At 27.9% G+C, this 13,914-nt stretch carries 19 protein-coding genes and 1 pseudogene; all 20 read right to left on the minus strand.

Annotated elements, in window-relative coordinates; translation table 11 throughout:
• Positions 1-136: 136 nt before the first annotated feature.
• The 20 genes and pseudogenes from rfbA to ACZZ95_RS01785 all read right to left on the minus strand — a co-directional run bounded on the left by rfbA (position 137) and on the right by ACZZ95_RS01785 (position 13,875).
• Positions 137-1,021, minus strand: a complete 885-nt coding sequence (rfbA, locus tag ACZZ95_RS01690) for a glucose-1-phosphate thymidylyltransferase RfbA (protein WP_463467783.1) — start codon at positions 1,019-1,021, stop codon at positions 137-139.
• Between the two features lie 54 nt (positions 1,022-1,075).
• The gene (gene rfbD, locus ACZZ95_RS01695; protein WP_463467784.1) at positions 1,076-1,921 is read right to left on the minus strand and encodes a dTDP-4-dehydrorhamnose reductase; all 846 of its coding nucleotides are present in this window, start codon (positions 1,919-1,921) and stop codon (positions 1,076-1,078) included.
• Positions 1,921-2,469 carry a dTDP-4-dehydrorhamnose 3,5-epimerase gene (gene rfbC, locus ACZZ95_RS01700; RefSeq protein ID WP_463467785.1) on the minus strand — a complete coding sequence of 183 codons (549 nt, stop codon included), beginning with the start codon at positions 2,467-2,469 and terminating at the stop codon, positions 1,921-1,923. Before rfbC ends, rfbD begins: the two co-directional genes overlap by 1 nt.
• A gap of 2 nt (positions 2,470-2,471) precedes the next feature.
• A pseudogene (locus ACZZ95_RS01705) lies at positions 2,472-3,614 on the minus strand (DegT/DnrJ/EryC1/StrS family aminotransferase).
• Positions 3,607-4,014 (minus strand): WxcM-like domain-containing protein, encoded by a 408-nt coding sequence (locus tag ACZZ95_RS01710; protein WP_463467786.1) that lies wholly within the window; start codon positions 4,012-4,014, stop codon positions 3,607-3,609. The pseudogene ACZZ95_RS01705 and the gene ACZZ95_RS01710 overlap by 8 nt, the downstream one beginning before the upstream one ends.
• Before the next feature lie 18 nt (positions 4,015-4,032).
• The gene (locus tag ACZZ95_RS01715; RefSeq protein ID WP_463471608.1) at positions 4,033-4,791 is read right to left on the minus strand and encodes an MraY family glycosyltransferase; all 759 of its coding nucleotides are present in this window, start codon (positions 4,789-4,791) and stop codon (positions 4,033-4,035) included.
• A 205-nt stretch (positions 4,792-4,996) separates the two neighbouring features.
• Positions 4,997-5,356: a hypothetical protein gene (locus ACZZ95_RS01720; protein WP_463467787.1), complete on the minus strand. Its 360-nt coding sequence runs from the start codon at positions 5,354-5,356 to the stop codon at positions 4,997-4,999.
• A 13-nt stretch (positions 5,357-5,369) separates the two neighbouring features.
• Entirely contained in the window at positions 5,370-5,900 is a 531-nt protein-coding gene (locus tag ACZZ95_RS01725) for an NAD-dependent epimerase/dehydratase family protein (protein ID WP_463467788.1), read from the minus strand.
• A 155-nt stretch (positions 5,901-6,055) separates the two neighbouring features.
• On the minus strand, positions 6,056-6,232 hold the full coding sequence (locus ACZZ95_RS01730; RefSeq protein WP_463467789.1) for a glycosyltransferase: 177 nt from the start codon (positions 6,230-6,232) through the stop codon (positions 6,056-6,058).
• A gap of 80 nt (positions 6,233-6,312) precedes the next feature.
• Positions 6,313-7,068: a glycosyltransferase gene (locus tag ACZZ95_RS01735; RefSeq protein WP_463467790.1), complete on the minus strand. Its 756-nt coding sequence runs from the start codon at positions 7,066-7,068 to the stop codon at positions 6,313-6,315.
• Positions 7,069-7,120: 52 nt separating this feature from the next.
• Entirely contained in the window at positions 7,121-7,579 is a 459-nt protein-coding gene (locus tag ACZZ95_RS01740; protein ID WP_463467791.1) for a hypothetical protein, read from the minus strand.
• Positions 7,539-7,934 carry a glycosyltransferase family 2 protein gene (locus ACZZ95_RS01745; RefSeq protein ID WP_463467792.1) on the minus strand — a complete coding sequence of 132 codons (396 nt, stop codon included), beginning with the start codon at positions 7,932-7,934 and terminating at the stop codon, positions 7,539-7,541. Before ACZZ95_RS01745 ends, ACZZ95_RS01740 begins: the two co-directional genes overlap by 41 nt.
• A gap of 39 nt (positions 7,935-7,973) precedes the next feature.
• Positions 7,974-8,627 carry a glycosyltransferase family 4 protein gene (locus ACZZ95_RS01750; RefSeq protein ID WP_463467793.1) on the minus strand — a complete coding sequence of 218 codons (654 nt, stop codon included), beginning with the start codon at positions 8,625-8,627 and terminating at the stop codon, positions 7,974-7,976.
• A gap of 44 nt (positions 8,628-8,671) precedes the next feature.
• Positions 8,672-9,088, minus strand: a complete 417-nt coding sequence (locus ACZZ95_RS01755; RefSeq protein ID WP_463467794.1) for a hypothetical protein — start codon at positions 9,086-9,088, stop codon at positions 8,672-8,674.
• Between the two features lie 38 nt (positions 9,089-9,126).
• The gene (locus ACZZ95_RS01760) at positions 9,127-10,143 is read right to left on the minus strand and encodes an EpsG family protein (protein WP_463467795.1); all 1,017 of its coding nucleotides are present in this window, start codon (positions 10,141-10,143) and stop codon (positions 9,127-9,129) included.
• A 346-nt stretch (positions 10,144-10,489) separates the two neighbouring features.
• Positions 10,490-11,323, minus strand: coding sequence for a CgeB family protein (locus ACZZ95_RS01765; RefSeq protein ID WP_463467796.1), 834 nt, complete (start codon positions 11,321-11,323; stop codon positions 10,490-10,492).
• A gap of 146 nt (positions 11,324-11,469) precedes the next feature.
• Entirely contained in the window at positions 11,470-12,426 is a 957-nt protein-coding gene (locus ACZZ95_RS01770) for a polysaccharide biosynthesis protein (protein WP_463467797.1), read from the minus strand.
• Positions 12,423-12,818 (minus strand): Rossmann-fold NAD(P)-binding domain-containing protein, encoded by a 396-nt coding sequence (locus ACZZ95_RS01775; RefSeq protein WP_463467798.1) that lies wholly within the window; start codon positions 12,816-12,818, stop codon positions 12,423-12,425. Before ACZZ95_RS01775 ends, ACZZ95_RS01770 begins: the two co-directional genes overlap by 4 nt.
• A 92-nt stretch (positions 12,819-12,910) precedes the next feature.
• Positions 12,911-13,147, minus strand: coding sequence for a hypothetical protein (locus ACZZ95_RS01780; protein ID WP_463467799.1), 237 nt, complete (start codon positions 13,145-13,147; stop codon positions 12,911-12,913).
• A gap of 245 nt (positions 13,148-13,392) precedes the next feature.
• Entirely contained in the window at positions 13,393-13,875 is a 483-nt protein-coding gene (locus tag ACZZ95_RS01785) for a glycosyltransferase family protein (RefSeq protein ID WP_463467800.1), read from the minus strand.
• Between the last annotated feature and the right edge of the window lie 39 nt (positions 13,876-13,914).

A 13,914-nucleotide genomic window follows, 5' to 3' on the forward strand; every position in this document is an offset into this window, starting at 1 on the left:
AAAGGTTTTATACAATAAAGATGTAATACTATTTGGTTTATCTGTACTCAATTGGGTTTTTATTTAAATATATGAAATCTGAATGGTGTACAAAAATACAAATTAAAGGTTTTAAATAATTAATTATATAGGCAAATTAAATTTTAACACCTTTTTTCTTTTGTTTCAGAAAATCTATCAGATACTTACCATATCCTGATTTAACCAAAGGTAGTGCTAATTCTTCAAGTTGATCATCATTAATAAAGCCTTGTCTCCATGCAATTTCTTCAATACAGCCAACCTTTAATCCTTGTCTTTCTTCTAAAACTTGAACAAATTGTCCAGCTTGCATTAAACTATTAAAAGTTCCTGTATCCAGCCATGCGGTACCTCTGCTTAAGATTCCAACTTTTAACAGCCCTTTTTCAAGATAAACTTTATTCACATCTGTAATCTCATATTCACCACGAGCACTAGGTTTAATATTTTTAGCTATTTCAACTACAGAATTATCATAAAAATACAAACCTGGAACAGCATAATTAGATTTAGGCTCCAAAGGCTTTTCTTCAATAGAAATCGCTTTTTTGTTGTCATCAAATTCAACAACACCATATCTTTCAGGATCTGCTACATGGTAAGCAAAAACAACTCCCCCATCAGGATCTGAATTATCTTTTAACAGTTGTTGCATATTCGTTCCAAAAAAGATATTATCTCCCAAAACTAGAGCCACTTTGTCTTTTCCAATAAAATCTTCACCAATTACAAAAGCTTGGGCTAATCCATTTGGATTGGGTTGTTCAGCATAACTAAATTTACACCCTATTGAATTTCCATCTCCCAGAAGTTTCTTAAAGTGCGGTAAGTCATGAGGAGTTGATATAATCAAAATCTCATTAATTCCTGCCATCATTAAAGTTGACAGTGGATAATAAATCATTGGCTTATCATACACTGGCATTAATTGTTTACTAACCGCCAATGTTAGAGGATGTAACCTTGTACCTGAACCTCCCGCTAATATAATTCCTTTCATAAATGATAATTTGAGATTTTAAACTTTAGATCTTTTCTCAATTCTAAAGCTATTTTAAACAAACATTTTTTTTAAACTTTTCTTATAATTTGGAACGACTAAATTATAAGTTGCCTTAATTTTTTCTTTATTCAACAATGAAAAACTTGGTCGCTTAGCTGGAGTTGGATATGCTGACGAAGCAATCCCTCCAACTTTACAATTATAATTTCCTAATTCTTTTATTGAAAGAGCAAATTCATACCAACTAATTTCTCCCTCATTAGAGTAATTGTAAATTCCAGAAATCCATTTTGAAGATTCAACTATATCAATCATAGCTTGTGCTAAATCAGCAAGATATGTCGGTGAGCCAATCTGATCATTTACAACATTTATTTCGTTTCTTTCCTGCATTAATCTCTGGATAGTTTTTACAAAATTATTTCCAAATTTGCTGTAAACCCAGGAAGTTCTAAGAATAATTGATTCAGGATTTTCTTTTAAACATGCAATTTCTCCCGCCAATTTACTTTCTCCATAAACATTTACGGGATTTGTGTCTGCCTTTTCATCTAAAGCAATTGATGAAGATCCATCAAAAACATAATCTGTTGAAATATGAATTAATTTAGCATTACTTCCTTTAACATATTTTGCAATTGCTTCTACTGCTAAATGATTTATTTTAAACGCTAATTCTTTTTCTGATTCAGCTTTATCAACAGCTGTGTAAGCTCCACAATTAAATATAATATCAGGCTTTATTTCTTCTAATTGTAATTTAAGTAGTTCTAAATTATCTAAAGTTATTTTTGTTCTATCTGCAAATATCCATTCATATTGATTATATACAGGGGCTAAAACTAAAAGCTCAGATCCTAATTGTCCTGTTGCACCGGTTACTAGAATTTTTTTCATTAAAATAAACTATTACAGTTATCAATAAAAGGAAGAATTTGATCTTTTTCTGAAACAATTGCATCATCCAAATTCATTCCCCAATCAATATTTAATGAAGGATCGTCAAATTTAATTCCTCCTTCAGAAGCTTTATTATAAAATTGATCACATTTATACATCACTGAAGCCGTTTCGCTGATAACCGAAAAACCATGAGCGAATCCTTGTGGGACTAATAATTGTTTTTTATTTTCTGCTGATAATAAAATACCAAAAGCTTTACCGTAAGTTGGAGAATTTTTTCTCAAATCTACCGCTACATCAATAATTTCGCCTTCTAGCACACGAACTAATTTAGTTTGAGCAAAAGGAGGATTTTGATAATGCAACCCTCTTAAAGTTCCTTTTTTTGAAAAGGATTGATTATCCTGAACAAAATCAATATTAATTCCTAAATCTTCAAATTTTGTTTTACTGTAAGATTCAAAAAAATAACCTCTCTCGTCTCCGAAAACTGTTGGTTCTACAATTACTAAATCTTCAATAAATGTTTTTTCGATTTTCATATTTAAATTACAATTCTATTAAAAAAATCAGAAATTACCTTCTTAATTCTAATTTTATCTGTATGTGTTAAATTTGATCCTGAAGGTAAACACAATCCATTTTCAAACAACTTTTCTGCTACATCATTCCCGTAGTAAGGATATTTTTCAAAGATTGGCTGTAAATGCATTGGTTTCCATAAAGGACGACTTTCAATATTTGCCTTTTCAAAAGCAATTCTTAAATTTTCTCTTTGCTCTTTTGTTTTTAACAATATTGTATTGAGCCAGTAATTTGAAAAGAAATCTTCATTAAAATTATCAAAAAGTTCTACTTCATTAATTCCTTTAAAAATTTCTTTGTAAAACAAATGATTATTTCTTCTTGACCGAATATTGTCTTCTAATATTTTTAATTGTCCAAGACCTATTCCTGCACAGATATTACTCATTCTATAATTATACCCTAATTCACTGTGCTGATAATGCGCGACGTTATCTTTAGATTGTGTAGCGTAAAAAATTGTCTTATCTTTTTTTTCTTTTGATTTAACAATTAATGCACCTCCACTTGAAGTTGTAATAATTTTATTTCCATTAAAAGAAAAAATTCCAAAAGTTCCAAAGCTACCACATTTTAATCCTTTGTACCTGCTTCCAAGAGCTTCTGCGCTATCTTCAATAATGGGAATTTCATGTTTTTTGGCAATTTTATGAACTTCTTCTACTTTATAAGGCATCCCATATAAATGAACTGCAATAATCGCTTTTGGTTTTTTACCTTTTTTGTATTCGATCTTTTATCGCAATATCTAGATTCTCTGGGCAAATATTCCATGTTTCTGGCTCACTATCAACAAATACTGGAACTGCATTTTGATATAAAATCGGATTTGATGAAGGCTCGCAAATGTCATACTTTGACAAATTATCTCATCTCCATCTTTAACTCCCAGTAAAATTAAAGCTAGATGTATTGCTGATGTTCCTGAGTTCAATGCCGCAACAAATGAATCTTTTTCAAGATAATTTTGTAGTTCATTTTCAAATTCATCAACATTTGGACCTCCCGAAGTAATCCAATTTGATTTTAACGCCTTTTGAATATATTCTTGCTCAAAACCGCTTTCTTGAGATAACGACAGATAAATTCTCTTATTATTCATTATTAATTGACCAATAATCTGATGGATAACGAACATCATCCTCACTAACATTTGCTAATGACAATGTAGAAAATGACATTAGCTTTGAGTTTTCTTCTAAAGATTCTATTGCGTTGGCATAACCTGCAGGAATATGTACTATTTTACTATCTGAATCAGAAACGAAAACTGTCCCAATACTTAAATCTTTAGAAGGATTTTCCCAATCATCAATTTTAATAAAATGAATTTTAAAAGACCCCGAAATACAATAAAAATTTTTAGCATCTAACTTATGTCCTTGCCATCCACGCAAGGGATTTTCTTTAGAATTACTTATAATATAAAACCTTTCAATATCGTTAAAACTAAAATCATTAACATAGGAAACACTACCTCCTATGATCTGAAAAATTTCCACCTTGAATAATTTTAGGAATCATGCTTTAAAAGTTGAATTAATTCTATTTAATAGATAAAACTTTGAGGAATAGATAAAAAGTAATGGTAAAATTACAATAACAAAAACAATTGAATCTTGCACTTTTTGATAAAGATATATTACTAAAACAGAAACTAAAATTTGAACCAAAGCATAATAAAAAGATATCGATCTATGCTGTATCTTATACTCGTTAGTCAAAACTTGATATAAATGTAAACGATGTGCTTCAAAAATGTTTTGTTTTAAATATAATCGATGCATAATTGTACAAATGGCATCAACTCCATAAACTGCCAAAAATAAAAGCCATATAAGCGAGTTTGTTATCAAAACAAGTTTTAATATCAGATAGATAACCCAAAAAGATATTGCAATACTTCCTACATCTCCAGCGAAACACTTAGCTTTTTTTCTATAATTAAAAAACAAAAAAACCAAACTTGCTATTATTGCATATTTAATAAACGTACTATCTGTAAAAAGTTGAATTTTAGTATTTACGTAGAGTAGTGATCCCATGACTGCTAAAGTGTACAGACCAGTGATTCCATTTATTCCATCCATAAAATTGTAAGCATTTATTATTCCGATAGATAAAATATATGAAATTACTATACCCCAAACGGGAAATGAATCAAATACACCTAAACTATAAAACAATACTGAAATCGCAAGAAAATGAACAGAAATTCTAATTTTATTAGATAAACTTTGAATGTCATCCCAAAAACTTACGACACTAACTAAAGTTATTCCTGTAAAAAAAGGTAATTACTTTCCACATTCTGAATAAAATAAATTAAAGCTGAGAACCAAAAAATAATTCCGCCTCCTCTTAATGTTACCTCGGTGTGTGAACTCCTTTGATTAGGTTTATCGATAATATTGAAACGATTTGCTACTTTGAAGTAAAGCAACATTATTGTCACTAAGATAATTCCTATAATTGTGTATTCCATTATTTATTTATAAAACTTTTTATTGTTTTTTCTAAACCTTGCGTAGCAGTATAAGGTAATTTCTCTATTCCTATTGCCAACTTTATTTTTTGATTTGAAACTCGATAATTTTCTGTAAGTTTTTGAATGGTTTCAGAATTCAAAGGGAATTTTATTAAATCACCAAACTTTCCTATTCTATTTATAATTGGTTTAGAAATATTAATTAATAAGCTTTTTTTATTAGAAACAGAAGAAATAATTTTAATCAGATCATTTGTTGACATAACCTCATCATCTGCAAAATTATAAACTCCAGATGCTATATTTTTATTTTCAATAATCTCTTTAATTAAAAAATTTAGATTATCAATTCCCAAAAAAGATCTTTCGTTATGAAATGTTGCCAAAGGATAAGGAATTCTCTTTTTTTACCACATTGTAAAGAAGATTTAAATTTCCTTTGTTTCCTGGTCCATGAATCATACAAGGCCTAATAATGAAAACTCTTTTTCCTTGTGGAATTTCTTTTGATAAAATATATTGTTCTGCATAGAGTTTTGATTTTCCATATGGTGTTTTGGGAGTAGGTAATGCATCTTCATGCAAAATTCCTAGCACATCATCTGCGACAGCTTTTACGCTGCTGAAATAGATAAAATCTCGTGTTTTGCTTTCTAAAAATGAATCAAAAAGAACTTTAGTTAATTCTGAATTTATTACAAAATATTCAGAAGGATTAGTTGTGTTTTTTGTATCGTGTGCTTTACCTGCTAAATGAACAACCACTTCGGCTTCAAAATTCAATTTATAATCTGAGTTTCTTAACGAAATAGAATCAATACTATAACTATTATCAATTAAGTATTTGGAAAGATTTGTACCTACAAATCCAGATTTACCTGTAATTAATATTTTATCCATTAAAGTTAAATTATTTCTTTGCTTTTGTAATCATTAATAAGATTTAACTGTTCTTGAACAAAAAATGATCTAGAATACTTATTTCTATCAAGCAAACAATTTGAAGACAAAAAGTTTAATAGCATCATTGTGGTTGTACAAATATTCAATTTTTGCTACAATTTCATCAATATCATTTTCTTTGAAAATGATTTGATTAAATATCCATTATAGTTGTCTATTACTACATCAGAATTTCCTCTTTCATCTAAAGTTACCACTGGTACCCCCATTGATAAAGCTTCGACTATACAAACAGGTAATCCTTCTTTTACTTGGAAATAAAAAAACATCCGAAACCTTCAAATATTTTTCAACCTCCGAAGTATAACCGATATTACTAATGTCATTATTTTCTTTTAAAATTATTTCCTCATCTTCTGTTAGACCTGAAGGATGTATAGGATCTTTTCCTCCAAGCGACGAACAAAACGAAAGAATCTGGATATTTTTCACTCAACTTTACAAAGCTACGATATACTAAATCAAACCCTTTAAACTCCACAAATCTGCCTGTAAAAGTTATTACGAACCTATTTTCAATTTTAAGTGCTTTTACTATATTAGTTTTATCTATTAATTGAAAGTTATCACTATTAAACTTATTGATATCGCATCCCACTCCACATGAATTGTACTTATAAGTTTTCTTTTTAAAGATTTTAGAAACTAAATCAAAATCTTTTTTATTTATAAGAAATACTTTGTCTAATCTAGCAAAACAGAACATTTCAACAATAGTAAACATGATTTTTCTTAATCCTGAACTTGCATTCATTCCTAATCCATGAAAGGTTCCCCAATATTCTATATCTTTACGTTTCAACAATATTACTGGAAAAATTCCAGTCGTAAAATGTGCATAGACTAAGTTAATTTTCTGTTTTTTAATCAGGTTCCTAATTTTAAACCCCGCTTTTACTAGTTTCACTATAGAGGTAGACCTTGGAATGTCAATAAAGTGAAATGTTAAATTGTATTTTTTGTAATCAAATTTATCTATAATATTAATGACATTTGAAGGTGAGCAAACCACATGAATTTCATTATCCAAACTAAGTGCCACACTGATTTCTGACAAAAAATTATTAAAACTACCGTAATCGGTTATCACAATTAAAATCTTCATCTATTTATTTAAAATTCCTGTTTTTTTTGACTTTCTGATAAACTTATTTTTTTTAAAATTTCGTATTTTTTATCAACAATATCCTTCTGCAATATTTTAACCAATAAAAATTAAAAATTAAAATATACTCTAACACATTGATCACTTTACGTTTAAAAGCATAATTTAAGTTTATGAATTCTCCTTTTTGCATTGCCCAAACATTGCTAGAAAGACCTCGCTCTTCAAAATAAGTTTTACCACCACCAGTAATTACAAGGCTTTCATTTAATAAATAACAACTTTTAGAAATAGCAATCTTTATGAAATAATTTGCATCTTCACTAAAACTTTGATTCTCATCAAAAAAACCAACATCAGTCAGAATATTTTTTTTAAAAATTACTGTTGGTGTAATGAAAAACATTTTGTAAAGTAATTTTTTTGCTGAAATCTTAGTTAATAACTCAAATTTGATATTTAAAAATTTTTCAAAATGTTCTCCATTTCGATTCGTTCCTAAAAAAATCAATATCCGATCTTTCAAAAAAAACATTTATTTGTCGTTCTAATTTGTTGGGTAACCATTCATCATCGCTATCTAGAAGCGCTATAAAGTCTCCTTCTGCATTTTTCATCCCTACATTTCTTGCTTTTGAAACTCCTTGGTTCAATTGACTGATGTATTTAATACTTAATCCTTTATGTTTTTCTATATAATCAGAAATAATGAGTTCTGAAGAATCTTTACTTCCATCGTTTACAATTATAATTTCAAATTGCTTGTAACTTTGACCTCTTACAGATTCAAGGGTTGATAAGATTGTATTTGAAGCATTAAAAACTGGTATAACAACACTAACTAATGGCTTCTCCTTTGTTGACATAATTTATAATTCTTATTAACTTTTAAACTTATTTAATTATTACTTCATTATCAGAAATAAATATTCACAATAAATCTTCCAAGTACATTTTTCTTCCACCCTCTTTCTAGCTAGCAAGCCTTCATAATGTAATATTGATTTATCATTTAATAAGTTCCTTATTAAATGATACAATTCTAATTCATTATTTTGTTCGATTAACCACCCTCCGTTATTTTCTTCTATAGCATCTGCGATTCCCCCTGTTCTTGTACCAATAACAGGTATTCCACAAGATTGAGCTTCCAAAAAAACCAATCCAAATCCTTCTACATTAATATCTTTTGGATTTTCTCTCGTACATAAAATAAATAAGTCATTAGAATTATAGAAGTCAGGCAAATCCTCATCTTTAACAAAACCATGAAAATTAACTAAACGTGAAATTCCCAAATTATTAACTGTTTCAGTTAGTGTCTTAAGATATCCTCCTGTACCTGCAATATTCCATACTATTTTATCTTCAAACTCCTGATTTAGTTTTACTAAAGTGTTAGCAATAAAATCATGTCCCTTAAACTCTTCTATTCTTGATACGGTGCAAATTTTAAGTTTTTCGCTTGATTTTTCTAAATTCGAAGGTTTAAAAAAACTATCATTTACCCCCAATGGTAATTCTTTGCAATTAGCGGAATTGGAAATTTTGTAAACCAATTTTTTGGTAAAATTACTATTAGCAATTGTTAATTTTACGTTGTTTAAAATAAACTTTGCATAGAAGGGTAGCCAAATTTTTTTCTAAAGAAAGATTTTCCGCTAGTTAATTCTGCTCCATGAGCTAAAATAAATATATTTTTAAAGCCGCTTATCTTACATAAAAGAGCTTCGGGATGCCAAGTTCCACATATGATATCATAATTATTCTTGTCCTTTATTTTAGATAAAAATCTTATAGCCTTTAACTCACATAAAACACGTCTTTTAGGAAGCCTAGTAACTTCAACTTCTTTCAAATTATATGGAAGGTTGACACCCTCCTTCTCTGGTGTTAAAACTTGGATTGATTCATAATAAGGTTTCATTCCAACTGCGATTTCTTGACAAAGTCTAGCTATTCCTCCGTTCGAAGGTGGAAAATCAAATGAAAATATTATAAGTTTTTTTGAAGAGTTCATAGTTGAAATAAAATATTAATGCTGTGGTAAAATAAAAATTATAGTCCTTCTCTTGGAAAATATTCGTTTATAAAAAGTCCCTTATATGGTAAAAATAACATTGGAAATTCGGAAATGGATTGATAAAATATCAAGCAAGCATATATTAACAGAATTATCAAAATATAACTTCGTTCCTTTTTGTACTTAAATAACAATAACTGGCTAGCTAATAAAAAACATTCCATAACATTAAAATAGAAACTTCCTCTACCTACTAAAATTATAAAAGTTTCTTTAAACAAGAAATAGATGCAAAGTCCAAATACATAACCATTAAATATAAGTCTGTAAGGTTGCCATTTTTTAACAAGTAAATCATAGTTGACTATAAATAGTACAAAGAAAAATAATCGCCTAATTAACCCCGTCAAACTCAAAGATGTTTCGGATAGCTGATTTAATACATAACCTTCAGCTTTATCTGACGAAGCTCCTCCTAAAAAATTTGCAAAACTAGAAAAAGCATACGTAGGGATACTAGATTTACCTATTATAATTGCTAATACTAAAGCACCGATCACAAAATGTTTTTTAAAATCTCTATTTAAAAAATAATAAATGAGAAAAAAAAGTGCAGAAGTATGAAACAAAAATGCAAAAAAGACACATAAAAAAAATAGTTTATTCTTTTTTTCTAAAATGAATTTTAATGAATAAAGACAAATAGCCAAGGCTAAAAGTTGCCTATTTGAACCTAAAATTCCCATTGTCGAAGTATAAAATATAAACATCGATAGTACGGGATAAGGACTTAATAATTTATTAGCTTTGAATATTAGAGAATAATAAATTAAAGCATGAATTACTAAAAAAACAGTGTATTGATCTGTAAATAATCTAACAAAATAAACAAAATACCCATACCCAATTTCAAAACCTAATAATACATCAACAAAAATTTTCTCAAACGCTCCAGCGACTAGAAAATGTTTATAGTAAGGAACCCAGTCTGTACCAGTTTCCCATCTAAATCCAACCTGAAATATTAAAAAAATAAAAATTATACTATACAATAACTTTTTATTGTATTCAGTCAAATTAATTCGTACTTCAAAATAAGCAAATAAGCTAAACAGTAAAAACGTACATATATATATCAAAACAAGTTGTTAAGAGATTTCAAATTTTCAAAGAATACAATATTATTTCAAATTAATTCCTAAAAGAATACTATTAATTCAAATCATTAACAAAATCATTTATCAAAAATTTAGCTCTTGAAATGTAATTGTCATCTAAATCAATTGCTTTTCTAAATTTAGCAAGCATTAATTAATGCATCATTATAATTTTCTAATATATAATTAGCAATTGTAACTAATTCTTCCAAATTTCTATAATAATAAACATGCTCTTTATCTATGAATTTATCCTTAAACTCAGGTACAAAAGTTGAAATCTGAGGAATTGACGAAAGAGCAATTTCAAAAATCTTAAATTGGAAGAAGGATAATTTAAATGATCAATAGCATTTAAAGCAATTTTACTTTTTGCTGTATAATTTAAAAACTCATTTAAATCTACCATTTTACTGACGATGTCAAGATTTTTTTTATTATGAAATGAAAGTTTTTCCCATCCAAGACCAACAATTAAAAATTTGCTATTTGTAAAGTTCTTCATCAACTCATTTATTGCCTCATAACGTTCAGGTCTATACGCACCCACAAAAGAAAAATCAAACTCGCTTTGTTTCTCTGAATTTGCAATATAATTTTTGGTTAAGAGCGTATCTCCTGCGAAAGGCAACCACTTAGAATTTACACCATTACTTGCAAAAATTTCAACATTTTTTTCAGAGTGTGTATAAATATTATGATAATGTTTTAAATTAGAAAAAACCGCGCTGGACATATTAACTATTGAATCCGGCCAGTAGAAAGAAACATTATTGCAAAAAATCTTAAAATATTCAATTGTTCCAGGATATATCAAAACACTTGTAAATACAATAATAGCGTGAGGTCTTTCTGTAAATACCTTTTTCGAAATAGAATGATTTCCACGTATCGTTGAAGGTAGAACATCAATGTATAATCCAACTCTTTTTAAAAATTTGATTGGTATAAAAGAATTGCAAAGATTCTTAAAATCAACTATTTCTACTTCAAAGTTACATTTTTCTAATGCCGATTTGTAACTTCTTTCCATTCCAAATTTACTATCGGATCCAATAATAATTATTTTCTTCATTTCTAAATTTTAAAACACCTAACTCCTTAATTTATAAATTCATTTAAGGGCATTGATGTTAAATTACATATATACTCTTTTATAATTATTTTAAATATTTCTGTATAAAGTCCTGTTTCAATAATAATTGAACCAATTCTTCCGTATTAAGAATTTTTTGTATTACTTGAATCAAATGGCAATGTAGAAGAATTTCCTGTAGAACTATTATTATTTGAATAATTCAAATCTCTTAAATCAGGTTGTACTCTAAAATAATTATCATGACTTGATGATCTGGTGGCTTCTTCGGAAGAAAGTAAAGTTTCGTGAAGCTTTTCACTGTGTCTAAAACCTATTGTTTTTATTCTAGCTTTTTTATTAAATATAACTTCTAATGCACTAATTAAACATTCAATTGTTGCACTAGGTGCCTTCTGAACAAATAACTCACCTTGCGTACCATTTTCTAAAGCGTACAGAACTAAATTTACTGATTCTTGTAACGACATCATAAACCTTGTCATATTCATATCAGTAACGGTTAATTCTTCGTTATTTAAAAGCAACTTGATAAATAAAGGAATTACTGAACCTCTGGATCCCATCACATTTCCATATCTAGTAACGTTATAAATAGTCTTCACAGTACTTTTGTGATTTAAACCATAAGTGAAAGTCAATTTCTCCATCATAGCTTTTGACATACCCATTGCATTTATCGGTTGTACTGCTTTATCTGTGCTTAGCATTACAACTTTTTTAACATCGACTAATCTTGCTACTTCTAAAACATTATTTGATCCAATTATATTTGTTTTAACTGCTTCAAAAGGAAAAAACTCACAAGAAGGTACATATTTCAAAGCAACCGCATGAAATACATAATCAGAATTTTCAAAAGAACCAAATAATGAATCACGATCTTTAATATCTCCTATAATAAATTCAACCTTATCACTTGGAAATTTTTTCCTTAAAGTATCTTGTTTTGTTTCATCTCTTGAAACAATTTTAATTTTTTTAACCTCGCTATCGCTTAAAAAATCTAACAATGTTGATCCAAATGATCCTGTTCCCCCTGTTATAGTAATTGTTTTGCCTTTTAGAAAGTCTGTATTCATATTTTATTTAAATAAGAGTTATATGTAAGAAATAAATTATTTAGGAATATATTTTTCTGGTTCTGAGAAAAATTAAATTCAATATTTTTTATAGTTTCGAATAAATCATTAACTGTAATTTCGACAGTTTCAGAAAATAATTCAATTATTTCAAATCCCGCATGAGATTTATTAATTATTTTATTATTAATATTTTTCAGTAAATCGCCAACATACAGCAATTTAAGTGTCTTCCCACCATCTACAACATTACTTTCTAATTTATTTGCTATGTTATTACAAAAAGTAGCCACAACTGAAACATAATTAGGCTTCATTCCTGGACCAAATATACTTGGAATTCTCAAACATAAAAAGTAGTTTTTTTCTTTAAATTTTAAATCACTTAACAAAAACTCATTATACCTTTTACTAAATCCATATATACTATCTGATGAATAATGAATGGATGAAAAATAGATATACATCTTATTTTCATGTTCGTTTATAAAAGAAAATACTCGTCATGCGAATGGTAAATGTTATATAAAAAAAAGTCACTCTCTAAGTTAGATCTAGAAACCCCCGAAGCATTTATAATAACATCTGCATTCTTTATTTTTTCCTTCAAGATCAAATCTTCCTCATCAATCTTTGCAACTTCTATTTGATGGCACTGAGATAGATGTAAGATTAAATTTTTTCCAATAAATCCTGTTGATCCAAATATTAAAATATTCATTTTTTATGATCTTATTATTTTTTGATTTATAAAACTTTTTTGCTTAATATTTTTTTGCTACTTCTTTAAAGTATTTTAAATTTTCCCTCATTGTATACTTAAAATTTAAAAAATTTAAACTAAGAAAAAGAAAATCAGATATTACATATTTATAAAAATTCTTGAAATCATTTTTCTTTAAATAAATTGCTCTACTTTGGTGCGTTATTATTCTTTTTCTGTTAGAATAATTCTCTATTACTTTGTCAGCTTACTTCTTCCAGATGAATAATTTTTGTATTGGTAAAGATGTACTGCTTATAACCTAAATTAGAAATTCGTTTCTGTAAATCGGATTCTTCATAATACATAAAAAAATCTTCGGAAAAACCGTTCATTTTATCAAAAAGCTTTTTTCTTAAGAACATATCTGCACCTATTACATAGTCGATCTCAAAATATTCCTTTCCAAAATCATATGTTATAGCAATTGGATCTAATATAAAAGATCTTAAAAAAGGAATCTTTCTCCAATTTTTTTTATTCTCTTTATGACAAGTGGGAAAACTATTTCCATAACCGTTACGTTCAAGGTTCTCGTCAACCAATATTGTACCTAAAACTCCAATATTCAGTTCGTTTTCATTTTTACTGAAAAAAGATATAAATTTTAATATAGAATTTTCAATTAAAATAGTATCAGAATTTAATAGAAACAAAAACTCTCCTTTTGCATGTTGAGCTCCCAAATTATTAGCTCTTCCAAATCCGATATTTTCTTTAGAATT

It is taken from the genome of Flavobacterium sp. AC267 (assembly GCF_979258715.1).

What these genes read in the sequence shown, in the direction of transcription:
- rfbA (WP_463467783.1), bottom strand. Translation starts at nt 1,021, where the DNA reads ATGAAAGGAATTATATTAGCGGGAGGTTCAGGTACAAGGTTACATCCT.
- rfbD (WP_463467784.1), bottom strand. Translation starts at nt 1,921, where the DNA reads ATGAAAAAAATTCTAGTAACCGGTGCAACAGGACAATTAGGATCTGAG.
- rfbC (WP_463467785.1), bottom strand. Translation starts at nt 2,469, where the DNA reads ATGAAAATCGAAAAAACATTTATTGAAGATTTAGTAATTGTAGAACCA.
- ACZZ95_RS01725 (WP_463467788.1), bottom strand. Translation starts at nt 5,900, where the DNA reads ATGGATAAAATATTAATTACAGGTAAATCTGGATTTGTAGGTACAAAT.
- ACZZ95_RS01730 (WP_463467789.1), bottom strand. Translation starts at nt 6,232, where the DNA reads ATGTTTTTTTATTTCCAAGTAAAAGAAGGATTACCTGTTTGTATAGTC.
- ACZZ95_RS01735 (WP_463467790.1), bottom strand. Translation starts at nt 7,068, where the DNA reads ATGAAGATTTTAATTGTGATAACCGATTACGGTAGTTTTAATAATTTT.
- ACZZ95_RS01745 (WP_463467792.1), bottom strand. Translation starts at nt 7,934, where the DNA reads ATGTCAACAAAGGAGAAGCCATTAGTTAGTGTTGTTATACCAGTTTTT.
- ACZZ95_RS01755 (WP_463467794.1), bottom strand. Translation starts at nt 9,088, where the DNA reads ATGAACTCTTCAAAAAAACTTATAATATTTTCATTTGATTTTCCACCT.
- ACZZ95_RS01765 (WP_463467796.1), bottom strand. Translation starts at nt 11,323, where the DNA reads ATGAAGAAAATAATTATTATTGGATCCGATAGTAAATTTGGAATGGAA.
- ACZZ95_RS01770 (WP_463467797.1), bottom strand. Translation starts at nt 12,426, where the DNA reads ATGAATACAGACTTTCTAAAAGGCAAAACAATTACTATAACAGGGGGA.
- ACZZ95_RS01780 (WP_463467799.1), bottom strand. Translation starts at nt 13,147, where the DNA reads ATGAATATTTTAATATTTGGATCAACAGGATTTATTGGAAAAAATTTA.